Here is a 20,962-nt window from a genome sequence, read left to right as displayed (position 1 = left end):
CCTGTGATGTATCTGGCCCGACCCCAGCCATGCGCCATCACTAGCGGATGCAGAGGCTGGCGTCCACGCCATCATCCGTCTTCTGTGGATGCAATGTAGCTGAGTGCGAGCAAACTGGTCAGCGCGGGCGCAGACCAAGCCGCTGCGGCGGGTGTGATCGTGCCGGACGTGCCCATGGAGACGAGCAATTCCTGCAGGAAAAACATAATAAACCCGGCGGCGCCTCCCGCGATGGCCAAGGCGGCCGCGCCGCCCAGGCGTTGCAGGCGCAAGGTTGCTGCAGCGGCGATCAATGTGGCTGCCAGGAAGGTCAGCGGTGTCGCCAGAAGGCCGTGCCAACGCAATTCATAGCTCTGTGACGCCAGACCGGCGTTCTCGGCGGACTGGATCAACTCCGGCAACTCCCAGAACGCCACGCCATTGGGAGAGCGCGAGCGCTCGAATAGGGCCTGGCGCCCCACGGACGTGGTCATGCTGACATCGCCCAGATTGGCGTAAACGCCGCCTGAGGTATTCTCCTCGGCTCCGGTAATGTCCCAATAGCCGTCCATCAACTGAGCCTGTTCCGCATCGATCCGGCGTTCCAGACGCGGAACCCGTCCCGAATCAATGGAATAAATGAGAAAGGCTGGAGAAATCAGGATCTGGTTATCATCGTCCAACGCGTCCGCGGCGACCACAATAAAACCGCTCGAAGTGGTTTCGCGCAGCCAGACCGGGTCTTCCGCATCGGGATCGAACTGGACGTTCATGAACCGGTCGCGCATTTGCTCGTACTGGACGTTCAGCTGGGCCCCCAGAGGGTTGAGCAGGGTGGCACTGGCGATACCGGCCGTGATGGCCAAGAAAATTGGGGCGTTCAAGATACGCCAGGCGGAAACGCCGGAGGCGCGCATGACGACCAGTTCACTGCGCCGGTTCAGCCGAAACAAGGCCGTCAACATTCCGAACAGGAAAACAAATGGCAAGGTAGTTTCCAACAGGGCCGGGGCCTTGAGCAGGGTCAGGGTCAGGAGGTCGAAAATGCCGACCTCCGCCCGAGTGCCCACGGCGCGGGACTGTTCGACAAAATCGACCAGTACGATCACTGTGCCAACAACCAACAGGGCCACACCCAGGCCCATCAGGGTCTGGATGAGCATATAGCGATTGAGCAGGCTGCGTGTCATGCGGAGGCCTCCGCCGGGTGAGCGGCGCGGGATGATGTGGATGCCGTGAGCGGACGTTTGCGACGCGGCCAGTAAATGACGGCAATCGCGCCCACACAGCCTGCCAGCGGCACGACGTATTGAGCGATATTGACACTTGGATCATCCGCACTGGCCGATTGCACAGCAAAGCCCAGCAAGCGCAGGGTCAGTCCCAGTCCGGCAGCCATCATGATGCGGCGTCCCTGACCCATGCGGGAGTGATTACCACCGAGAAACACAGCGCCGGCGATCAGCACAAAGGCCAGATTGTAAAGCGGCGCCGAGAGGCGATAATGCGCTTCGGCGAGCGGGCGTTCCGGTCCGCGACCCCTCGAGAGTGTTGCGGCATCCGGCCAGATCAGCTCATGCAGGAAACGGTCACTTTCCTTGAAAAACATCGCGTCAACCGGGCCAATGAACTCGCCAAGGTCAAACTGGGTTTGATCGAAGGTGATATAGTTGAGGGAGCCGTTTTCCTCAAACCAGTGCTGGTTCCCGTCGATCAGCGTCATGGTCGGGCGGGTTTCCACCCGTGTTATTCGGCTTTCGCGTGCGGTGATCGTGGCGGCACGGCTTTCATCCCGGTTGTCGTGGATGAGGATGTCCAGCAAACGCCCGTCACGCGTGCGTTCGCGGGCATAAATGGTCACGCCTGGCCCAAGCCGCGAAAACTGTCCCGGCGAGACTAGGCTAGACGCCACATCCGAACGCAGATCATACAGGCTGCGCCGCATTTCCCGGTAGGATAAGGGCTGGATGAACAGGTTCACCGCCAGATTGAGAATCATCACCATCATGCCCAGGCGTACCAGCGGATCGATGAGCTTCCAGCGACTCATCCCGGCCGCCTGGCCGACGATCAATTCGCTGTCACCACTCAGTCGATTCAGACCGGCAAGCGCCGCCACGAAGAGGGCAATTGGTAGCAAAAGCGCGGACAAATGGGGCAGGGCGAGTACCGTAACCTTCAGAAATGTAAGCGCAGTTTCGCTATAGCCCGAGATCAGGTCGATGTTTGACAGACTTTGCGTCAACAAGGCCAGCGCCGCGAACGCCAGCATGGCGATCACGAAGGGCAAAAGCAATTGTCTGAAGAAATACCGTTGGATGAGTGACATGGGCCAGTAAGATGCTGTGTGATCAGCCTTCTATCCCACCTTCGGATCGGATACCACTGCCAAGACGCGTCAATTGCGAGCTGATCACAGGCCTCGCCCGTTTCAAGACACAGGTGATGATATGAAGATTGAATTCCTTGCTGCCGACCAAGCCCGCGGGGCTCTGGCTGTGCCGGTGTTTGCCGACAAGACCCTGTCTGATGCGGCAGAAGCCGCCAATTCAGCCTCCGGCGGCGCGATCGCCCGCGCCCTGGACGCCGCCCGTTTTGACGGCAAGCCGGGTCAGGTGCTCGAATTGCTTGCACCGGCTGGTGTCGATGCGCCGCGCCTCGTCCTGTTCGGCCTCGGGGACAAGGAAAAACTCTCCGATTCAGTCGTCGAGAAATCCGCCGCTGCCGTGATCGGCAAGTTGCTTCTGACCGGTGAGACCGAGGTGACCTTGCGTCTCGATGGCTGGGCCACCGGTGAAACGGCTGCGCGCGCGGCTCTGGGCGCACGTCTGGCGAGCTATCGCTTTGATCAGTTCCGCACCAAGCTGAAGGATGAGCAAAAACCGTCCTTGGCAATCACAGCCATTGCCGTCGACGATATCGACGCGGCGCAGGAGGCCTGGTCCGGCTGGTCGGCCATCGCAGCGGGTGTGGACCTGGCGCGTGACGTGACCAATCTGCCGCCGAATATTCTCTATCCGGAGAGTTACGCGGAAAAGATCGAGGAACTCAGCGCGTACGGTCTTGAAATCGAGGTGCTCGACGAAAAGCAGATGGATGAACTGGGCATGGGCGCCCTCCTAGGTGTCGGCCAGGGTTCGGCTTTTGAAAGCAAGATCGCCATCATGAAGTGGAATGGCGGCGAAGAGGGTGAAAAACCGCTCCTGTTTGTCGGCAAGGGCCTGACGTTCGATAGTGGTGGCATCTCTCTCAAGCCGGGTGCAGGCATGGATGAGATGAAGGGCGATATGGGCGGCTCCGCGGCTGTTGTCGGCCTGATGCGCGCGCTTGCCGGTCGCAAGGCGAAGGTCAATGCCATCGGCATGGTGGGCCTGGTCGAGAATATGCCCGATGCGGCGGCCCAGCGTCCGGGCGATATTGTCACTACAATGTCCGGCACCACGGTCGAGATCCACAATACCGATGCGGAAGGACGCCTCGTGCTCTCGGACGTGCTGTGGTACGGCCAGCAGCGTTTCGATCCGAAACTCATCATCGATCTGGCGACCCTGACCGGCGCCATGCTGATCGCCCTGGGCAATACGCGTGCGGGTATCTTCACCAATAGCGACGAGATCGCCGATGCCCTGTTCGCCGCCGGCAATGCGGCCGATGAACCGGTCTGGCGCATGCCGCTCGGTGCGGACTATGAAAAACACATCGAAACCAAGAATGCCGACATCAAGAATGTGGGTGAGGGACGCCTGGCCGGTTCGATCTCGGCCGCGGAATTCCTCAAATGTTTCGTCAATGACAAGCCGTGGTGCCACATCGATATTGCCGGTACGGCGATGGGCGGCATGAAGGATGATCCGCGCCAGCCGAGCTGGGGCACGGGCTGGGGTGTGCGCATCCTGGACCGTTTCGTGCGCGATAATCACGAGGCCTAAGGTCAAAAGAAGCGTCGGGGCGGCATCAGGGCCGCCCCGGACGTGTCAGGAAAGGCCCGGGATATGGCGGCGGAAATCTGGTTCTATCATCTCGAACAGGCCTCGCCCGATTCTGTCCTACCTGATTTGCTGGAAAAGACCCGGGCGCGGGGCTGGAAAGCCCTGGTCGTCTCGCCGGATGAAGATCGCCTCAAACAACTGGATATGGCGCTGTGGACCGAGCGCGCCGAGAGCTTCCTGCCGCATGGCCTCGCCAGCGAGGCCCATGCTGAACGTCAGCCCATTCTCCTGTCCAGTGTGCAGGAGCCGGTGAACGGGGCTGAATGCCTCTTCCTCCTGGATGGTGAATTACCCACTGATCCCGACGCCTTCACCCGAACCCTATTGTTGTTCGATGGTCACGATGAGCAGGCCATTCAGGCCGCGCGGGGATTGTGGAAGACATCCGCGGCGGCGGGGCATACGATTTCCTACTGGAAACAGTCCGAGACTGGACGCTGGGAAAAGAAGGCCTGACATGACATTGCGCGCCCTGATTATCGCTTTGCCGCTTTTCGCCCTGACAGCCTGTGTCGGTTATCCCTCGCTGGATGATCGGGATCAGCCGGGGATACCGCCGGAGCTCAATACGGATTGCGGCGCCTCAGACCGCGATTTCCTCCTCGGTCAGAGCATTAACGAGGTGTCGACCGAGACGCTGGCCGAATATGTCCGCGTGATCCGTCCGGGAGACGCCGTGACCCGGGATTACCGCATCGGCCGGTTGAATATCGATCTTGATCACACTGACACAATTGTGCGCCTTTGGTGTGGTTAAATCCGCCGTGTACTGGTTGGAGTAGTTTCATGCGCTTGTCACTTGTCTCGACCTCATCTCTGCCCCGTCCGGGGGCGCGTCTCGCTGTTCGCCCGGCTCGTCGTCAAATGGGCCTGCGCTATGGGGCTCTGCGCCATGGAGCTTTGTGTCTGAGTGTCGTGACGATGGCCGCGGTCCTGTCGGGCTGTTTTGCCACGCCCACCGAGACGCCGGTGCGTGCGCCCGTGTCCGATCTGCCGCCGATGAGCGATGTCGAGGAGCTGGACGGGGGCGAGGTCACGCCGCCCATCACCGGAACCTGTGGCATGGAAGCGGTGCAGCATTATGTTGGCCAGGCGCGCACCTCGGTGAACCGGGCCGATCTGCCCGCCCTTCTGCGCGTATTGGGCCCCAATTCCGTTGCTACGATGGATTACCGGCCCGAGCGCATGAATGTGCATGTGGATGCCTCCGACATCGTCACCCAGATCACCTGCGGCTAGGCTCAAAGCCGGACCGGCTTTGGTTTGCTCGGGTCTTGTCTTGCCCCTCACCCGCCTCGTTGCACTCGGCACCCTCTCCCCAAAAGGGGAGAGGGAAAGAAGAGTCCTTCTCCCCCACAGGGGAGAAGGTGGCGCGCAGCGCCGGATGAGGGGCCAACAAAAGGGCGCAAGTTGGGCTTCGAGACGACAGGCCAGGTGGTGTATAGCCGTAGGCATGACCGAGATTCGACCCCTGACCGCCACCGATGCCGATGCCGTTCTGGACATCTATCGCCAGGGCATTGCCACCGGCCATGCCACATTTGAGAGCGAGGCGCCGGACTGGGCGCATTTTGATGCGGGCAAGCTGGCCACGCCGCGCCTGGTGAGTGTGGACGGGGCGGGCCGCGTGACCGGCTGGGCTGTGCTGAGCCCGACATCCTCGCGCTGTGTGTATGGCGGGGTGGCGGAGATCACACTCTATATCGCGGAGCATGCCCGCGGTCGTGGTGTGGGCCGCGCCTTGATCGCGGCCATGGTGGAGGCTTCGGAAGCGGCCGAGATCTGGACGCTGGTCGCGGGGATCTTCCCCGAGAATACCGGGTCGGTGGCTTTGCATCAGACGGCGGGATTTGAGGTGCTCGGACGGCGTCGGCGTCTGGGCAAGATGAGCTATGGCCCGATGGAGGGCGAGTGGCGCGATATCTTGTGGCTGGAACGGCGCAGCACGCGTGTGGGCATCGATTAAGCCGGTATAGGCCGCTTTAGGCCCGTGCAGACCCGCTAGCCCAGCAGGGCCAGCCAGAAGGGTATGGTGAGAAAGCAGAACATGGCCGAGGCGGTGATATCGCCTGCGGAATAGGGCGCATCGCCGCCCATTTGCCGGGCCAGCACATAGGCCGAGGCGGCGCCGGGCGAGGCCCCGGTCAGCAGCAGCACTGTCAAGGCCGGACCCTGAACCCCCATCGCCACGCCAATGCCGTAAAAAACCAGCGGGGCCAGCATCAGCTTGAGCAGGACGGACAGGCCCAGCAGGCGCGGCCGGGCTTTCATGGCGGTGAAATTGAGCCCCGCACCGACCGAGAGCAAAATGAGCGGCAGAGCGGCCTGGCCGATCAGTCCGATCGTACTATCGAGGGCGACAGGCAGGGTCAGTCCGGACAGATTGGCGGCGGCCCCCGCCCCCGTGCCCAGGATTAGCGGATTGGTGGCAATGCGATAGAGAATGGAGCGCCAGTCCGGCCGCGACCCGTCACCCCAGATTGAGAGCACGGCCACACATTCAATATTCACCAGCGGAATGGAGGCGGCCATGATCAGCGCGACCAGCACCTGGCCCTCCTCGCCAAACAGGGAGCCGGCGACGGCCAGGATCAGAAGACCGTTCCAGCGGGCCGTGGCCTGGAAGAGGCTGGTATAGGTGGGGTCGGGGATCCGCAGCAGGGGTTTGATCGCCAGGGTGATGGCGGCCATGGCCAGAAAACCGAGCAGTGCTGCGAGCATGAAACCACTGACCGAGATCGAGGAGAGGTCAGCGCGGTAAATGGCGGTGAAGAGCAGGGCGGGCGACAGGCCCAGATAGGCGAGGCGCGAGATCGGTCCCCAGCTGTCTTCAGGCAGGAGCTGACTGCGGCGCAGCAGCCATCCGATGAAGATGACCCCGAAGACCGGGAACAGGGCGTTGACGATCAATCCCATCTAGTCGCTCTCTCCCGTCGCTCCGGCCTCTCCTGTCGAACCCGCTGGGGGCAATTCCGCCAGACGGTCCAGTGCGCTTTGCAGGATATTGGCAGCGGCATGGGCATCGATGACTTGTTTGCGCTTGTCCCGACGCATGCCAGCGGCAATCAGCGCTTCCTCGGCCTCGAAACTCGACAGGCGCTCATCCTGGAACACGATCGGAATATCGCGGATCGCGAGCAGATTGCGGGCCATCGCCTTGACCGATTGCACACGCGGACCGGCACTCCCATCCATATTGACAGGCAGGCCCATGATCAGTCCGACACAGGCGCGCTCGTCATAGAGTTCGAAAACCCGTGTGGCGTCGTGGGTGAATTTGCCGCGTCGGATGGTTTCCACCGCTGTGGCCAGACCCCGCGAGGCGCCACACGCCGCCACACCAATCGTTTTGGTACCAGGGTCCAGGGCAAGCAGGGGTCCGGCCGGAACGGCCTCGTGGGGAATGATCGGCATGGGCGCTCATGTGCGCCGCGTCGGTGCCCGCGTCAAGATGCGGGCGCGCGGATGCCTGAATGTGACCCTTCGCACCTGTCGCACACCCGATCACAGTCAAGCTTTCTTGCGTGCCTGCGGGAGCATTGCTAGTCAGGCAGGCCTGATTATTCCGGAGCGCATTCCCATGTCCGTCACTGCAGATGATGTGCGCCGCATTGCGCGGCTGGCACGCATTGCCGAACCCGAAGACCGTCTCGACGCCCTGGTGGGCGAGCTCAATGGCATTCTCGACTGGATCGAGCAGCTCAATGAGGTCGATGTCGAGGGTGTAGAAGCTATGACGACCCCGGTGAAATTCCCGCTGCCGCAACGCACCGACGCCGTGTCGGATGGCGATGTGCGCGAGAACGTGCTGGCCAATGCACCGAAGTCCGATGAGGGCTTCTTTGTTGTGCCCAAGTCTGTGGAGTAGAGCTGATGAGCGATCTTCTCAAACTCTCGCTCGACGAGATCACGACGCGGTTGAGCAATCGCGATGTCTCCTCGGTTGAGCTGTCCAAGGCCGCCCTTGAAGCCTGCCAGGACGCCCAGCCGGCGCTCAATGCCTTCACGGCCTTTGATGCAGACAAGACACTGTCCATGGCGGCTGCATCCGACGAGAAACTGGCCAAGGGCGAGGGCTCGCTGATCGAAGGCGCGCCGATCGCGATCAAGGATTTGTTCGCGGTGAACGGGGTGTCCACGACCGCGTGTTCGCACATTCTCGACGGGTTCAAACCGACTTACGAATCCACCATCACGTCCAAGCTTTGGGATGCGGGCGGGGTCTTCTTGTGCAAGACCTCGATGGACGAGTTTGCGATGGGGTCGTCCAACGAGACGGCCTTTACCGGTCCGGTGAGCTCGCCTTGGCAGGGTGAAAACGGCGAAAAACTGACCCCGGGCGGATCGTCCGGCGGGTCGGCTGCGGCTGTGGCTGCGGATCTGTGTTTTGGCGCGACGGGCACCGATACCGGCGGTTCAATCCGCCAGCCGGCCGCGTTTACCGGCATTGTCGGTGTGAAGCCGACCTATGGCCGGACCTCGCGCTGGGGCGCTGTGGCCTTCGCCTCTTCGCTCGATCACCCCGGCCCCTTTGCCAAGACTGTGAAGGACAGCGCCATCCTGTTGCAGGCCATGTCCGGCCATGATGCCAAGGACTCGACCTCGCTGCCCAATGATGTGCCCGATTTCATCGCGGCCTGTGGTCAGTCGGTCAAAGGCCTCAAGATCGGTGTGCCGAAGGAATACCGCATCGATGGCATGCCGGACGATATCGCCAAGGTCTGGGACCAGGGCGTGGAATGGCTCAAGGCCGCTGGTTGCGAGATTGTCGAAATCTCCCTGCCGCACACGAAATACGCCCTGCCGGCCTATTACATCGTGGCACCGGCCGAAGCCTCGTCCAATCTCGCGCGTTATGACGGCATGCGCTACGGCCTGCGTGAAGACGGTGAGGATCTGACGAGCGTTTATGAAAACACACGCGCGTCAGGCTTTGGCGAGGAAGTCCAGCGCCGGATCATGATTGGCACCTATGTGCTCTCGGCGGGGTATTACGACGCCTATTATCTGCGCGCCCAGAAAGTGCGCACGCGCATCCTCCAGGATTTCGACACGGCCTTCCAGAAGGTCGATGCCATCCTGACACCGTCTGCACCGTCTGCAGCTTTCCCGCTGGGCTCCAAGTCCGATGACCCGATCGCCATGTATCTCAACGACGTGTTCACGGTGACCGCAAACCTGGCCGGTGTGCCCGCCATGTCTGTTCCCGCTGGTGTTGACGCGGCCGGCCTGCCGCTGGGGCTGCAGATCATCACCCGGGCGCTGGACGAGGAAACCATGTTCAAGGTTGGGGCAGCTGTTGAAGACGCCGCCGCGTTCACCGCCAAACCGGGCAAGTGGTGGTAGGAAGATCGTGAGGCGCGTGTCATGGCCATGATCATCCGGCTGCTGGCGGGTTTGGCAATCGCTGCGGTCGTCATCATTTTGCTCTTTGGTGGTCTTTGGGCCTTCGGGGTCTACTGGTTGGTGGCGCTCGCAGCCTTCATCTTCCTGGCGGCTGCCGTTAGCCTCTTCTTCGGGCGGTCGACATTCGGTGATGGCTCGGCGCGCGCAGAGCGAAATCGTTCCCGCCGAAGCGCTCAAAGCCGGATGAGAAAGGCGAGACAGGGTCGTGATGACTGAACCCTCGCTTAAAACAGCCACGGCGAAAGACGGGCTGAACCGCTTCATTGTTGGTGTCATCGCGCCGGTTTGCGCTAGATAGCGAATAAACGACAAGGACGATGCCATGACCCAGACCCCGCCCCAAGGCTCGCAGACGCGCCGCGCCGATGCGCTGTTGAACCGTTTTATCATGGCGGTCGTGGCGGGCATGGGCCTGTTCCTGTGCCTTCCCCTGACCTGGATCAGTTTCCAGAGTTTGCGGGACACGCTGGGTGAGGGGAGTTTTCCGTCGCTGTGGGCGTTTCTGGCTCTGGCGCTGGGGGTTGCCCTGACCATTGTGTCGGGAGGTCTGATGTTGCGGGCTGTCCTGCCGGGCAAACCATCTCCGACTGCGCGGGCTGAGGATGCGTTATCGGGGGATGAGCCCGCGCGCGGTGAAGCGGATGGCGAATAAACTCTTCCACCCGGCGGTCAAACTGGTGCGACCCAGCCTCATTCTCGGGGCTGTGTTGATGGTGGTCGCGGGGCTCATCTATCGCGATATCCTGCCCCTGATGCCCAAAGCGGTATGGGTGATCTGTCTGATTGCGCCGGGCGGCGGGCTGATGCTGTTCGGGGTGACCGTCCACATGGCGGCCCGGGCTGTCGAACGCCTGTCCGAGATCAACAAGCCTGGCGGATCCGCCTGATCCGGAGCGTGAAGGCGTCGCCTGCACCGCGCACCGCACAAACGGCTTCGCAAACCCGGCCGAACCGCCTAGAAACAGGGTTTGATCCTGCGTGCAAATGGAATGAACGAGATGTCCGAGAGCAAAACCTATCGCATTGCTGGCGCGACCGGCGATTGGGAAGTCGTCATGGGTCTGGAAGTGCATGCCCAGGTCGTCTCCGACGCCAAGCTGTTTTCCGGTGCCGCCACGGCGTTTGGCGCGGCGCCCAACAGCCAGGTCTCCCTGGTGGATGCTGCCATGCCGGGCATGCTGCCGGTGATCAATGAAGGTGTGGTCACCCAGGCGGTGCGCACCGGCCTTGGACTGAACGCCCAGATCAATCTTTGGTCCCGGTTTGACCGCAAGAATTATTTCTATCCGGATTTGCCGCAAGGCTATCAGATCTCGCAATTCCAGTATCCGATCGTTGGCGAGGGCGCGATCGAGTGCGAACGCGATGACGGATCGCGCTTCACCGTGCGTATCGAGCGTCTGCACCTTGAGCAGGACGCCGGTAAATCCATCCACGATCTCGACCCCAGCCATACCTATGTCGATCTCAACCGGTCCGGTGTGGCGCTGATGGAGATTGTATCGCGCCCTGATATCCGCTCCCCGGACGAGGCCTCGGCCTATGTGTCCAAACTGCGGACGATTCTGCGTTATCTGGGCACGTGTGGTGGCGATATGGAAAAGGGCCAGCTGCGCGCGGACGTCAATGTCTCTGTCTGCCGCCCCGGTGATTATGAGCGTTTCCGCGAGAATGATGATTTCTCCCATCTCGGCACACGCTGCGAGATCAAGAACGTCAATTCCCTGCGCTTCATTCGCCAGGCCATCGAGTTTGAGGCCAAGCGCCAGATCGATATTCTCGAGGACGGCGGTACAATCGATCAGGAAACCCGCCTGTTTGATGCCAATACCGGTGTGACCCGCTCCATGCGCTCGAAGGAAGAAGCGCATGATTACCGCTATTTCCCCGATCCTGACCTGCTGCCGCTTGAATTGCAGCAGACCTGGGTGGACGGGCTGGCGTCTGACCTGCCGGAATTGCCTGACGCCAAACGCGATCGCCTGATCTCCGAGCTGGGCCTGTCAGACTATGACGCCTCGGTGCTGTCGGCGGATAAGGACCGGGCCGACTATTTCGAAGCCGTGGCGGACGGGCGTGATGCCAAACTGGCATCGGCCTGGGTCAATAATGATCTGTTCGGCCGTCTCAACAAGGAAGGCAAGGGCATTACCGAAAGCCCGGTCTCGGCCGACCAGCTGGGTGAACTCATCGGCCTGATCACCGACAAGACCATCTCCGGCAAGATTGCCAAGGACGTGTTCGACATCCTCTGGGATGAAGGCGGTCGTCCCGCTGACATCGTCGAGGCCCGGGGCCTGAAACAGGTGACCGATACAGGCGCCATCGAAGCGGTGGTGGATCAGTTGATCGCTGATAATCCCGACCAGGCGGCCTCGGTGAAAGACAAGCCGAAAGCCATGGGCTGGTTTGTCGGTCAGGTGATGAAGGCCATGCAGGGCAAGGCCAATCCGCAGGCTGTGAACGAGATCCTCAAGGCCAAGCTGCTGGATTAAGGCGCCTGTGCCGCCGCGTGAAGACACAGGGCCGGGCCATAAAAAGCACGGCCCCGGTCTTCCTCATGCGGACGAACATGCTAAAGCTTTGACCGGATACTCATTTCCGGACCCTGCCCATGCGCTTCCTCGCCCGTACACCCGCCCAGACGCCGGACCAGACACCGGCCCAGACTCCGGCCGCTGACGATACGGCTCTGGATGATCTCCTGCCCACCGATGCGGTGCTGGACCATCTTCAGGGTCTGTGGGAATGGCTGCTGGCCAGTCTGCTCAATCTGGATACGGCCTTGCAGCTGGGCCTGATCGCGGCCGCTCTGGTGCCCGCTTTCATTTTCGGTCCGGCCTTTCGCAAGCTTGTCGAACACCAGCTGGTTTCACGTTTCAAATCCGGTGCGCTCAAGCGTTTCTCCATCGCCCTGACCATTCTGGCGATCCCGCTGGCGCTGCTCAGTGTCATGGCCATCGAGCGGATTGTGCTCGGTTCACTGGGCCAGCCCTATGGCCTCATCGATGCGGCCATGAGTTTGATGACCGCCTGGCTGGTCATTCGTGCGGTCACCTTGATCATCCGCTCGCATTTCTGGTCGAGCGTGGCGTTCTATATCGCCTGGCCCATCGCTGCGATGGATGTGTTTGGACTGCTGGATGATGTCGTCGCGCAGATGCAGGCCCTGGCCATCCCCCTGGGCGAAACGGAGACCGGTGAGCCTGTTGATCTCTCGCTCTTCGATGTCCTGCGCACACTGATCTATTTCGGTGTGATCTTCTGGCTGGCCTCGCTGGCGGGCCGCATGATCAATAACCAGCTTGAGCGGGCTGACGAAGTCTCTCCAGCCCTGCGCGCGCTGATCACGAAAATCCTGGGTTTTGTGCTGCCGATTGTCGCCTTGTTGATCGCGCTGCAGCTGACCGGCTTTAACCTGGCCACGCTGGCGATCTTTTCCGGCGCTGTGGGTATCGGTGTCGGTCTGGGGCTGCAAAAAACCGTGGCGAATTTCGCGGCCGGGTTCACGCTTCTGGCCGATAAATCCATCAAGCCCGGGGATGCCCTGGAAGTGGATGGGACCTTTGGCTGGGTGACCGGCATGCAGTCGCGCTATGTGTCGATGCGCACGCGTGACGGGACAGAACACCTTATCCCGAACGAGCATTTCATTGCCAATGGCGTGATCAACTGGTCGAAATCGGATCGGGTTGTGCGATTGCATGCCCCGTTTGGCGTGGCCTATGGCACGGCTGATCTCGAACAGGTCCAGCGTCTGGCCGTTGAGGCAGCCAAGTCTGTGGACCGGGTGGTTGAGGACCGCGAGCCGCAATGCAATCTGATGGCATTTGGCGATAGTTCGGTGAATTTTGATCTGCGCTTCTGGATTTCCGATCCGGCCAATGGATTGTCCAATGTCCGCTCAGACGTCTTCCTGGCCATCTGGAAGGCGTTTCACGAAAACGGGGTGGAATTCCCGTTCCCGCAGCTCGATGTGCATGTGAAAAACGCCGCTGCGTTCACAGCGAGCGATAGCCAGACAGTGACGGATGCCCGTCCAACGGACAGCTAGACCCAGCCCGACAATTCCTGGCGGACAAGCGCCTCGAGCAAGTCGATGGACGGCGTGCTGTCATTGAGGCAGGGGACCATGGCGAAGTGTTCGCCTCCGGCCTCGAGAAAGATCTCGCGCCCTTCAATCGCCAGTTCTTCCAGCGTCTCAACGCAGTCGGAGATAAAGGCCGGTGCGGCGATCATTACCGACTTGATGCCTTCGCCGGGCAGGGCTTCCAGCGTGTCATCGGTATAGGGTTGCAGCCATTCCTGGGGTCCAAAACGTGACTGGAAGGTCATGCGCATCTGGTTGGCATCCAGGCCGAGATGCTCGCGCACCCGGCGTGTGGTCTTGGCGCAGTGGCAGAAATACGGGTCGCCCTTGCGGAAATAGCTCTCCGGAATGCCGTGATAGGACATCAAGATCACATCCGGGTCGAAATCCAGCGCGTCGCGCTGTGCGGCGATGGAGCCGGCCAGGGCTTCGATATAGGCCGGGTGATCATAGAAGGGCGGCAGGGTGCGAACAGCGGGCTGCCAGCGCAGGGTTTTGAGATGGTCGAAAACCTTGTCGTTCACAGTGGCGGTCGTCGCGGCAGCGTATTGGGGGTAGAGCGGGCAAATCACAATGCGTTCGCAGCCCTTTTCGCGCAGACCATCAATCTTCGAGGCCAGGGAAGGCTGGCCATAACGCATGGCCCAGTCGATCTCCACGCGATCGGAATTGAGACGGGCGGCCAGTTTTTCCGCCTGGCTGCGCGTGTAATAACGCAACGGGCTTTCATCCGTCTCGTCCATCCAGATCTTCTTGTAGGCCGCGCCACTCTTGGAGGGGCGGAAGGTCAGGATGATGGTCTGAAGCAGCGGTTGCCAGAGGATTTGCGGGATCTCGATCATCCGACGATCACTCAGGAATTCGCTCAGATATCGGCGCATATCGCCGTAGGACGTGCTGTCCGGCGTGCCCAGATTGACCAGGAGCACACCGATACGACCATGCGGCGTGGCCGGGTGTTGGTCATCTCCGGGGCGGACGAATTGATCCTGGACGGTCAGCATGGCTGGTCTCCGGTAAGTGCAAGCTGGAGGGCGAATATGAGTGTCGAGGCCGTGTCGTCCACTGTCCAGCTGCGACTGGCTGAAATCACCTGTTTGTTTTCCACAATCGGCGGGAAAGGAGGATGCGGAGACGTCCCCCTTGTCGCCAAGGGCCCGCATCCCCAAGGCGCTGTCCGGTACGTCGGCGTGTAACCGGACAGGAAAACTCGGGAGAGGGGGTCAAATCCGGCCGGGGGGGAATGCGGCTGACCCCCTCACCCTCAGGGGATTGAGAGGATCATGCCGCAAATCGTGCGTGAGGAAAAATCGATAGTCTTGATTGTAGCTATCGATAAAATCTTCACCGAATCGAGGTCAAAGCAAGCCTATCTCGCGCAGGCGCTGATAGAGATAATCATTGGCCGTGATCGGCTCGGGATACTTGTCCGGATTTTCGGCGCTGACACAGCCCGGCAGGGTTTCGATTAGATAGTCCGGGCGGTAGTGCAGGAAGAATGGCATAGAATAGCGCGAGTGGTCTGTGCGCGCGCCCACCGGATTGATGACACGATGCTGGGTCGAGGGCAGGACGTCATTGGTCGTGCGGGCCAGCATGTCGCCCATATTTACGACCAGGCATCCCGCGGGCGGGTTCATGTCGACCCATTCGCCCTCGCGCGTCATCACCTGCAGCCCGGGTTCCTCAGCCCCCAGCAAAAGTGTGATCGTGTTGATATCGCCATGCGCCTCGGCGCGGATCGAGCCGCCCGTATCGCCGGAGACCGGTGGATAGTGCAGCAGACGCATCACCGAATTGCCATCCGTGACCGGGTCGTCAAAGAAATCGGCGGCAAGTCCCAGATCGAGCGCGATGGCGCTGAGTACTTTGCGTCCCAGGGCATCAAAATCTGCGTAGAGACCGTGGACGGCCTGCGTCCAACCCTCGACCTCTGTCGGCGTGACATTGGGGGGCATGTCGTTTTCATATCTGTGACCCGGTGCGAGATCCCGGCCCACATGCCAGAATTCCTTCAGATCGACATGGGACGCGCCCTTGGCGATCTCCTTGCCAAACGGGGTATAGCCACGGGCACCGCCCTGTCCCTCGATGAAGTACTGCATCTTGATCTCTTCCGGCAGGGCGAAGAAATCACGTGCTTTTGCATAGGCTGCGTCGATCCGGTCCTGGTCCAGCCCGTGGTCGGAGATCGCGGCAAATCCGTATTCACGGAAGGACCGGCCCAGCTCCTGCGCAAAGCGCTGCGGGTCGGTAGATTGCAAACTCATGGATACGGGCGGAAAACGCGTCAGCGCCGAAGCGTCGCTCATGGGGGGCTCCTCGATAGTGTTCCTGAGCATTAGGCCCAATTGGACGCTTTTCCAAGCGTACCCAGTGTCACAGGCGGCCGCATAACTGCTGAAGCGGGGCGGATATCGCCCGCCGGGTCTTGTTTGCGAGACACACTGTGGACGGAATAATTCTCATGCAGGGGGAAGTCGCTTGATCTTGGGCTGGGCCTGTTGAAGAAGGAATGATCTATCGGGGGGTAGGCATGGTGCGTATGGAGTGGGGCATGGAGCTGTTGCAAAACAGCCAGGACGGCATGACGGTGTCGGCGCGTCGCCATACGTCTACCTTGACCCGTCTGTCTGGCACCGGCTTCGAAAGCCTGGATGTGCGCAGCCCGGAAGCGCAAAGCCTGGTCACGAACAGTCTGGTCACGAACAGCCTGGTTACACAAAGCCGCGCCGCTCTCGTTGTAAAACCTGCCCCAGTTTCAGTGACGTCCGGGCCAGACTCGTCCGAGCCAGTCTCGTCCGGGGTGTCGTTCAGTGAAACATCCGCGCCCCTGCAGGCTGACCCCCGATCGCGCCAGCGAGCCCGGGCGATTGCAATCTACAAGTCCGAGGAGCGGGGCCCCAAACGTCTGTCCTTTCAACGCGCAGGATTGACCGAGGCCGAGGCGCGCCGCGTGACCCGGTCGGATTCCCTGCGCGCCAACACCCGATCGCCCTGGGAGACACCGCCCTTGCGGGTTTTGCCATGGTTGTTATGGCGCTGTGTGTTCAAAGGCTTTCAGCCTGCCCTGTTTCTTGTCTTTCTCGCGACCGCTGTGTTCCTGACCGGCCGCATGGTGGCAGAGAGCGGCGGACTTTACGCCTTGGTCGAGGATGACCCCGCCCTTGAAGCGCGTCTGGACGAGGCCCTCGCCGAGGCCGGGGGCGGATATGAAAATGGTCGGGCGGCCTGGCAGGATCAGATGCGCCGTATCCAGGCCGGGGACAGGTTGCGCCGGGTGGATCTTTATCGGTTCCACTCCTGGGCGGGTATGGGGCCGTCCTTGATGGGGCGGGACACGCTCGCACTGGCCCTTCTCGCAGGCAGCGAGGATGTCGAGGAGCGCCAGCTCGCCGATGCCCGTCTGCGGGCCGGACCGGTCTGGCAGCGAGAGACCGAGATCGAACAGGTTTTGACGGACCAACTGGCCCTGGGGACCGATTCGGGCCTGGAGCCGGCGGAGCTGGTCTTTCTTCCAGCGGAACTCAGAACGGTCTCACCGCGCGCCCAGCGGCTTTACCAGATTGCGCAGAGCGAATTCGAAGCCTTCATGCGGGATCCGCATCGTGGTCAGATGGATCTCAATGCGTTGCCAGGCCTGGTCGCTGGAGGGCAGGCCCAGCCAAGGCGAGTGCTGGGCGGCGTTCGTGAACTGATTTTGCAGGCCTGTGCCCACCGCGCGGATGTGCTGGCCGGGTGTGCGGACCCCGTCATCCCCTCGGCAGCTCCCGATACGCTCCGCCTGCAACTGGCGGCCCTTGAGGCTGGGCTTGTCCGGACGGGTTTGCCCCGGGGTGCGGTTGAGGATGGCGCCGGGCTTCTTCTGGTGCTGGAGGTCAGTGGCGGCCTGCATCCCGAGCTGCGTCCGGCGGTGCGCGCAGATCTGGACCAGCTCGTGCCGGTCGACACCGTTTTGCAGCGCCTGGGTGAGCTTGATGTGAGAGCCGATCTCGGTTTTGCCACGCCGCGTCTGATCGAGACCCGCCTGGGAGACCCTCTGGTGCCTCCGGCCAGTCTGGCACGTGACCGGATGGATCAGCTCCTGCGGGCGACGGCCCAGATCCGCCGGACGAGTGATCCACTGACCGCGCTTCGGGTCCTGCCTCATGCGAGCACAGTTAACGAGGCCGAGCGTCTGGTGGCGCTTCTGCCGGTCAGTGGTCCGCGCTTGCTGGCCATTCTCGAAGTGCTGGGGGATGAGGCCTATGGCCTGGTCAACATCCCGCCGCCTCCGCCGCCCGTCGATCCCCGGCTGCAATGGCAGGCCGGACTGGCCCTGTCGGCAGCCCTTCTGGTCCTGCTGATCTCGCTACGGCGCCTGGCCCGTCGGCCGGTGGAACGCAGGGCCGGGCGTTTCCACCTTCTTGATGCGCAAATCAGCCGTTTACTGCTGGGCAGGAAACACTAACCGAAATAAAGGTTTAGGGCAGAATTTTCCGTATTTCCCTTAACCTTACCGCAATCCTCTTCCCCCACATTCTACGTGTCCGATGGGTATTGGACAGGATGGTGGCGCGAACGATGAGGTTCAAAAGAACCCGGGTTCGCCGAGTGTTACAGGGGAAGACCTATGGCTTTTACCGATGTTGAAACCGCCCAGGCTCACGAAGCCGTAACCGCAGATCCGACCGGCGAGGATCTGTGCAAGCTGGGTATTCTGTATTCGACCGGACAGGGTGGTGAGATCGATTATGTCGAAGCTCACAAATGGTTCAATCTGGCGGCTCTGATGGGCTCCGAACCGGCCAAATACTATCGCCAGGAAATTTCCGATCAGATGTCCAATCTGGATATTGCCGCGGCCCAGCGTGCCGCGCGTGAGTGGTTGTCGACCCGTCACTAGGACGTGCTGACACACTCGACCTCCTGTCCTGCCGGAGCATTGGTCAACAATGCCTGGCAGGAGCGAGGTCGCGCATGCGGCGTGCATGCGGCTCACACACTGGCATGGTGATCCGGTCCGGTCGGGGAGAGCGGGCTCAGTTATTGTCTGTTATGGCATCGGCGATGGCGTAGGAAAACGCCTGGTCGAGCGGGACGATGCTGTAGACATATTGTTCGACGAACACATTGACCTCGGCAATGGTCGAGCGCGGTACAAAGACAATATCACCGCGCCGTAATTGCAGGGGATCCGCGTCCGGCGCACCGCGCAGGGCTGCGTGGAGATTGACGGTCCGCATCATGACGCCGCCGCCCGGAGCGCGGCGCAGCACAACAACATCGCCGCGTGCGGCCGTGTTGCGAAAACCGCCCGCCAGCATGACCGCCTCCATGGCGCCCACCGGCCCGGGCATGTCGATCAGGCCGGGATTACCCACTTCACCACCGACAATTATGTTTTGCGGCCCGTAATCTGTGGCGCGAACCTCAACGATCGGGTTGACGAGGGCCTGACGCGAATAGGCATTGGCAACCTGGTTGGCGGCCTCCACCTCGGTGCGCTGGGCCAGCATGACACCACCCAGAAGGGGCAGGCTCACCCGGCCATCCGGGCCGATTTGCATCGTTCGGTTCAGCTCAGGTGCGGTATGCACCGTCACTTCCACTGTATCACCCGGAAAAAAGCGATAGGCCGGATCCGACGCCTGCCATGTGGCGAAGGCCTGACCACCCCAATTCTGAGGCGTTTCACCTGTCTGCGAGGTGCTGGCACAACCCGTCAGGACGAGGCTGGCAGTGGAAGCAAGCAGCAGGGCAGAGCGGAACATGGCGTGTCCTTCGACGGATCCAGAACAGACCCCAGATTTCGACCGTTTTGGATAAGAAAAAATTAAGCGCGTTGCCTGCTTTATGACGACATGAATCAGTGGTCCGATCCTGCCGGTCAAAACCCCCGGCCCGGGAGCCGTGCGCCGTCAGGCGCTCGCGGAGAGATGGACCTGTTTGATCTCCTGGCCCTGGCCTGGTCCCAGCGCGGCCTGATCCTCGTTCTGTTCGCAGTGATTTTTGCTGTCGGCGTGGCCGCGTCCATGACCCTGCTCAAGCCCAGCTATCAGGCCGGTCTGCCCTTGCTGGTCGTTCTGGAAGATGACCCCACACCCAATACGGCCGGGACGGGCGCGGAATTCCAGCTGGACGCGATCATGCAGTCGGAAGCGGAAATCCTGGCGTCTGATGCGGTGTTGCGGCGCGCTGTGCAGGAGGTCGGTCCTGCGGTCTTGTTGAACGGTGAGGCCAATAGCGAAAGTCTGGCCCTGCGTTTCCTGCGCACGGGTTTTTCCGTGGATCGGGCACCCAATGCCTCAATCCTCAATGCCAGTTTCGAAGCGGGCGATCCGGACCAGGCTGCACGGGCACTCAATGCCATTGTTGATGCCTATCTGGCTTATCGTGAAGACGTGCTGGTTGGATCAGGTGTGGCCGGGATTGTCGAACAGCGCGCGCGGGCCAGTGAGGCTTATGACGCTGCCCTGAGCCAGCTCAATGCCTATCTGGTCGCCAACGGGATATCCAATTTCGATGCCGACAAGCTGGCGGCGGAAACCCGAGTCTCGACCATCCAGGATCGCTTGATTTCAGCCCGGGCCGACCGGGATGCCGCGCGTGCCGCGGTCGCAGCGCTGAATCAACGTCTTGCAGAAATTCCGCAAAGCGTTGAGCTGTATGTTGAAAATGGCGTGAGCGGGGTTCTGCTTGAGCGTCGGGCCGAGCGCGCCAACCTGCTTGCGCGCTATCAACCTACCGCACCGGCGGTGCAGGCGGTCGACCGCGAGATTGCCGCCATCGAGGATTTCATCGCCTCTGGGGCTGCAGACGGGCTGGGGCAGCGACGTGTCGGTATCAATCCGATTTATCAGGCGATGGAGACGGACCGGGCTGCGCGCGAGGCGACGGCTCTGGCCGAGGCGGGGCGTGTGACGGCCTTGGATGATCAGCTCATTTCGGCCCGCAACGAGGTGGCGCGCCTGCGTCAGTTGGAGCCGGAATTTGTGCGCCTGTCACAGGACGTGAATGCCTATGCCCAGACGACGGGCCGACTGGCCGGCCTTGAAGCCGCAGCGGAAACACGAACCGCCATGGCGGGCGGCGTGGCCGATACTATTCGTGTGTTTGACCGTGCCCAGCCGCCGGTTGAAGGATCCTCACTGAAAAAGCTGGGACTGGTGGCGTCCTTTGTTCTGGCAGCGGGGGTCAGCCTGTTTGTCGGTCTGGTTCGCGGTTATGTGAAAACCTATCTGCCGGGTCCGCCTGTCAGGGTTTCGCCGTCATCACAGCGCGCACGAGCGTCGCAGGAGGGCGCGATTGACCAGGCGGCACCCGGGCAGACTGAGGCGCCGACCGCTGCGGCTCATCATCCGCCGCAGGTGGCGGCCGCTCCCGCTATGAGTGCTCGTCCGCCCATGGCGCCGCATCCGGTGTCCAGACCCGTTCCAACCGCTGCCCAGGCGGCGCTGGCCGATCTTCCCGTGGTTGCCCGCATTCGTGAGCGGTGACATCCGCGCGGTGAGGCGTG

Annotated in this window: 22 protein-coding genes; 15 read left to right on the top strand and 7 right to left on the bottom strand. The window is 61.5% G+C overall.

The features are described from left to right. Window positions 1–71: 71 nt before the first annotated feature. Both RMQ97_RS08290 and RMQ97_RS08285 read right to left on the bottom strand, forming a co-directional pair. Window positions 72–1,169 (bottom strand): LptF/LptG family permease, encoded by a 1,098-nt coding sequence (locus RMQ97_RS08290; protein ID WP_413660390.1) that lies wholly within the window; start codon window positions 1,167–1,169, stop codon window positions 72–74. After that, window positions 1,166–2,308: an LptF/LptG family permease gene (locus RMQ97_RS08285; protein WP_413660389.1), complete on the bottom strand. Its 1,143-nt coding sequence runs from the start codon at window positions 2,306–2,308 to the stop codon at window positions 1,166–1,168. The genes RMQ97_RS08290 and RMQ97_RS08285 overlap by 4 nt, the downstream gene beginning before the upstream one ends. Window positions 2,309–2,429: 121 nt before the next feature. Here RMQ97_RS08285 and RMQ97_RS08280 point away from each other — a divergent pair, with 121 nt between their 5' ends. From RMQ97_RS08280 to RMQ97_RS08260, 5 genes are all read left to right on the top strand, one after another. Further along, window positions 2,430–3,908 (top strand): leucyl aminopeptidase, encoded by a 1,479-nt coding sequence (locus RMQ97_RS08280; protein ID WP_413660388.1) that lies wholly within the window; start codon window positions 2,430–2,432, stop codon window positions 3,906–3,908. Window positions 3,909–3,971: 63 nt separating this feature from the next. Continuing rightward, window positions 3,972–4,424 carry a DNA polymerase III subunit chi gene (locus RMQ97_RS08275; RefSeq protein WP_413660387.1) on the top strand — a complete coding sequence of 151 codons (453 nt, stop codon included), beginning with the start codon at window positions 3,972–3,974 and terminating at the stop codon, window positions 4,422–4,424. Window position 4,425: 1 nt separating this feature from the next. Further along, entirely contained in the window at window positions 4,426–4,725 is a 300-nt protein-coding gene (locus tag RMQ97_RS08270; protein ID WP_413660386.1) for an I78 family peptidase inhibitor, read from the top strand. 29 nt (window positions 4,726–4,754) lie between these two features. Next, window positions 4,755–5,207: an I78 family peptidase inhibitor gene (locus RMQ97_RS08265; RefSeq protein ID WP_413660385.1), complete on the top strand. Its 453-nt coding sequence runs from the start codon at window positions 4,755–4,757 to the stop codon at window positions 5,205–5,207. Between the two features lie 214 nt (window positions 5,208–5,421). Continuing rightward, window positions 5,422–5,934 carry an N-acetyltransferase family protein gene (locus RMQ97_RS08260; RefSeq protein ID WP_413660384.1) on the top strand — a complete coding sequence of 171 codons (513 nt, stop codon included), beginning with the start codon at window positions 5,422–5,424 and terminating at the stop codon, window positions 5,932–5,934. 35 nt (window positions 5,935–5,969) lie between these two features. Here RMQ97_RS08260 and RMQ97_RS08255 read toward each other — a convergent pair whose 3' ends face one another. Together RMQ97_RS08255 and ruvX are read right to left on the bottom strand one after the other, a co-directional pair. Beyond that, window positions 5,970–6,884, bottom strand: coding sequence for an AEC family transporter (locus RMQ97_RS08255; RefSeq protein ID WP_413660383.1), 915 nt, complete (start codon window positions 6,882–6,884; stop codon window positions 5,970–5,972). After that, the gene (ruvX, locus tag RMQ97_RS08250) at window positions 6,885–7,382 is read right to left on the bottom strand and encodes a Holliday junction resolvase RuvX (RefSeq protein WP_413660382.1); all 498 of its coding nucleotides are present in this window, start codon (window positions 7,380–7,382) and stop codon (window positions 6,885–6,887) included. It lies immediately after the preceding gene. A 166-nt stretch (window positions 7,383–7,548) separates the two neighbouring features. On the opposite strand from ruvX, the gene gatC reads away from it, so the two are divergent. The 7 genes from gatC (at window position 7,549) to RMQ97_RS08215 (ending at window position 13,428) form a co-directional block, all read left to right on the top strand. Continuing rightward, complete coding sequence (gene gatC, locus RMQ97_RS08245) at window positions 7,549–7,836, top strand: Asp-tRNA(Asn)/Glu-tRNA(Gln) amidotransferase subunit GatC (RefSeq protein WP_413660381.1); 288 nt, start codon at window positions 7,549–7,551, stop codon at window positions 7,834–7,836. A 5-nt stretch (window positions 7,837–7,841) separates the two neighbouring features. Continuing rightward, window positions 7,842–9,314, top strand: a complete 1,473-nt coding sequence (gatA, locus tag RMQ97_RS08240; RefSeq protein WP_413660380.1) for an Asp-tRNA(Asn)/Glu-tRNA(Gln) amidotransferase subunit GatA — start codon at window positions 7,842–7,844, stop codon at window positions 9,312–9,314. A 21-nt stretch (window positions 9,315–9,335) separates the two neighbouring features. After that, window positions 9,336–9,590 (top strand): hypothetical protein, encoded by a 255-nt coding sequence (locus RMQ97_RS08235; protein WP_413660379.1) that lies wholly within the window; start codon window positions 9,336–9,338, stop codon window positions 9,588–9,590. Between the two features lie 106 nt (window positions 9,591–9,696). Further along, window positions 9,697–10,026 (top strand): hypothetical protein, encoded by a 330-nt coding sequence (locus tag RMQ97_RS08230; protein ID WP_413660378.1) that lies wholly within the window; start codon window positions 9,697–9,699, stop codon window positions 10,024–10,026. Continuing rightward, on the top strand, window positions 10,016–10,261 hold the full coding sequence (locus tag RMQ97_RS08225) for a hypothetical protein (protein WP_413660377.1): 246 nt from the start codon (window positions 10,016–10,018) through the stop codon (window positions 10,259–10,261). The genes RMQ97_RS08230 and RMQ97_RS08225 overlap by 11 nt, the downstream gene beginning before the upstream one ends. Before the next feature lie 111 nt (window positions 10,262–10,372). Next, complete coding sequence (gatB, locus tag RMQ97_RS08220) at window positions 10,373–11,869, top strand: Asp-tRNA(Asn)/Glu-tRNA(Gln) amidotransferase subunit GatB (protein WP_413660376.1); 1,497 nt, start codon at window positions 10,373–10,375, stop codon at window positions 11,867–11,869. 119 nt (window positions 11,870–11,988) lie between these two features. Next, window positions 11,989–13,428, top strand: coding sequence for a mechanosensitive ion channel family protein (locus RMQ97_RS08215; protein ID WP_413660375.1), 1,440 nt, complete (start codon window positions 11,989–11,991; stop codon window positions 13,426–13,428). On the opposite strand, the gene hemH is transcribed toward RMQ97_RS08215, so the two are convergent. Both hemH and RMQ97_RS08205 read right to left on the bottom strand, forming a co-directional pair. After that, the gene (hemH, locus tag RMQ97_RS08210; RefSeq protein ID WP_413660374.1) at window positions 13,425–14,468 is read right to left on the bottom strand and encodes a ferrochelatase; all 1,044 of its coding nucleotides are present in this window, start codon (window positions 14,466–14,468) and stop codon (window positions 13,425–13,427) included. The two genes, RMQ97_RS08215 and hemH, sit on opposite strands and share 4 nt — an antisense overlap. Window positions 14,469–14,822: 354 nt before the next feature. Further along, on the bottom strand, window positions 14,823–15,776 hold the full coding sequence (locus tag RMQ97_RS08205; RefSeq protein WP_413660373.1) for an isopenicillin N synthase family dioxygenase: 954 nt from the start codon (window positions 15,774–15,776) through the stop codon (window positions 14,823–14,825). A gap of 224 nt (window positions 15,777–16,000) precedes the next feature. Between RMQ97_RS08205 and RMQ97_RS08200 the strand changes: the two genes are divergently transcribed. Together RMQ97_RS08200 and RMQ97_RS08195 are read left to right on the top strand one after the other, a co-directional pair. Continuing rightward, window positions 16,001–17,914, top strand: coding sequence for a hypothetical protein (locus RMQ97_RS08200; RefSeq protein ID WP_413660372.1), 1,914 nt, complete (start codon window positions 16,001–16,003; stop codon window positions 17,912–17,914). A gap of 162 nt (window positions 17,915–18,076) precedes the next feature. After that, a complete protein-coding gene (locus tag RMQ97_RS08195; protein WP_413660371.1) occupies window positions 18,077–18,349 on the top strand; it encodes a hypothetical protein in 273 nt (90 codons plus the stop codon). Window positions 18,350–18,485: 136 nt separating this feature from the next. On the opposite strand, the gene RMQ97_RS08190 is transcribed toward RMQ97_RS08195, so the two are convergent. Continuing rightward, window positions 18,486–19,217, bottom strand: coding sequence for a polysaccharide biosynthesis/export family protein (locus RMQ97_RS08190; RefSeq protein ID WP_413660370.1), 732 nt, complete (start codon window positions 19,215–19,217; stop codon window positions 18,486–18,488). 90 nt (window positions 19,218–19,307) lie between these two features. Between RMQ97_RS08190 and RMQ97_RS08185 the strand changes: the two genes are divergently transcribed. Further along, window positions 19,308–20,942, top strand: coding sequence for a GumC family protein (locus RMQ97_RS08185; protein WP_413660369.1), 1,635 nt, complete (start codon window positions 19,308–19,310; stop codon window positions 20,940–20,942). Window positions 20,943–20,962: the final 20 nt, after the last annotated feature.

It is taken from the genome of Maricaulis sp. D1M11, assembly GCF_047308265.1.
Classification (GTDB): domain Bacteria; phylum Pseudomonadota; class Alphaproteobacteria; order Caulobacterales; family Maricaulaceae; genus Maricaulis.
The sequence above is the reverse complement of the archived record's forward strand: the minus strand, read 5'-3'. Positions and strand labels throughout refer to the sequence as shown.

Coding starts and splice junctions, on each gene's coding strand:
- RMQ97_RS08230 (WP_413660378.1), top strand. CDS start 9,697: ATGACCCAGACCCCGCCCCAAGGCTCGCAGACGCGCCGCGCCGATGCG.
- RMQ97_RS08215 (WP_413660375.1), top strand. CDS start 11,989: ATGCGCTTCCTCGCCCGTACACCCGCCCAGACGCCGGACCAGACACCG.
- RMQ97_RS08200 (WP_413660372.1), top strand. CDS start 16,001: ATGGTGCGTATGGAGTGGGGCATGGAGCTGTTGCAAAACAGCCAGGAC.
- RMQ97_RS08270 (WP_413660386.1), top strand. CDS start 4,426: ATGACATTGCGCGCCCTGATTATCGCTTTGCCGCTTTTCGCCCTGACA.
- RMQ97_RS08260 (WP_413660384.1), top strand. CDS start 5,422: ATGACCGAGATTCGACCCCTGACCGCCACCGATGCCGATGCCGTTCTG.
- RMQ97_RS08280 (WP_413660388.1), top strand. CDS start 2,430: ATGAAGATTGAATTCCTTGCTGCCGACCAAGCCCGCGGGGCTCTGGCT.
- RMQ97_RS08265 (WP_413660385.1), top strand. CDS start 4,755: ATGCGCTTGTCACTTGTCTCGACCTCATCTCTGCCCCGTCCGGGGGCG.
- RMQ97_RS08185 (WP_413660369.1), top strand. CDS start 19,308: ATGAATCAGTGGTCCGATCCTGCCGGTCAAAACCCCCGGCCCGGGAGC.
- gatA (WP_413660380.1), top strand. CDS start 7,842: ATGAGCGATCTTCTCAAACTCTCGCTCGACGAGATCACGACGCGGTTG.
- RMQ97_RS08275 (WP_413660387.1), top strand. CDS start 3,972: ATGGCGGCGGAAATCTGGTTCTATCATCTCGAACAGGCCTCGCCCGAT.
- RMQ97_RS08290 (WP_413660390.1), bottom strand. CDS start 1,169: ATGACACGCAGCCTGCTCAATCGCTATATGCTCATCCAGACCCTGATG.
- gatB (WP_413660376.1), top strand. CDS start 10,373: ATGTCCGAGAGCAAAACCTATCGCATTGCTGGCGCGACCGGCGATTGG.
- ruvX (WP_413660382.1), bottom strand. CDS start 7,382: ATGCCGATCATTCCCCACGAGGCCGTTCCGGCCGGACCCCTGCTTGCC.
- gatC (WP_413660381.1), top strand. CDS start 7,549: ATGTCCGTCACTGCAGATGATGTGCGCCGCATTGCGCGGCTGGCACGC.
- RMQ97_RS08285 (WP_413660389.1), bottom strand. CDS start 2,308: ATGTCACTCATCCAACGGTATTTCTTCAGACAATTGCTTTTGCCCTTC.
- hemH (WP_413660374.1), bottom strand. CDS start 14,468: ATGCTGACCGTCCAGGATCAATTCGTCCGCCCCGGAGATGACCAACAC.
- RMQ97_RS08205 (WP_413660373.1), bottom strand. CDS start 15,776: ATGAGCGACGCTTCGGCGCTGACGCGTTTTCCGCCCGTATCCATGAGT.
- RMQ97_RS08225 (WP_413660377.1), top strand. CDS start 10,016: ATGGCGAATAAACTCTTCCACCCGGCGGTCAAACTGGTGCGACCCAGC.
- RMQ97_RS08255 (WP_413660383.1), bottom strand. CDS start 6,884: ATGGGATTGATCGTCAACGCCCTGTTCCCGGTCTTCGGGGTCATCTTC.
- RMQ97_RS08235 (WP_413660379.1), top strand. CDS start 9,336: ATGGCCATGATCATCCGGCTGCTGGCGGGTTTGGCAATCGCTGCGGTC.
- RMQ97_RS08190 (WP_413660370.1), bottom strand. CDS start 19,217: ATGTTCCGCTCTGCCCTGCTGCTTGCTTCCACTGCCAGCCTCGTCCTG.
- RMQ97_RS08195 (WP_413660371.1), top strand. CDS start 18,077: ATGGCTTTTACCGATGTTGAAACCGCCCAGGCTCACGAAGCCGTAACC.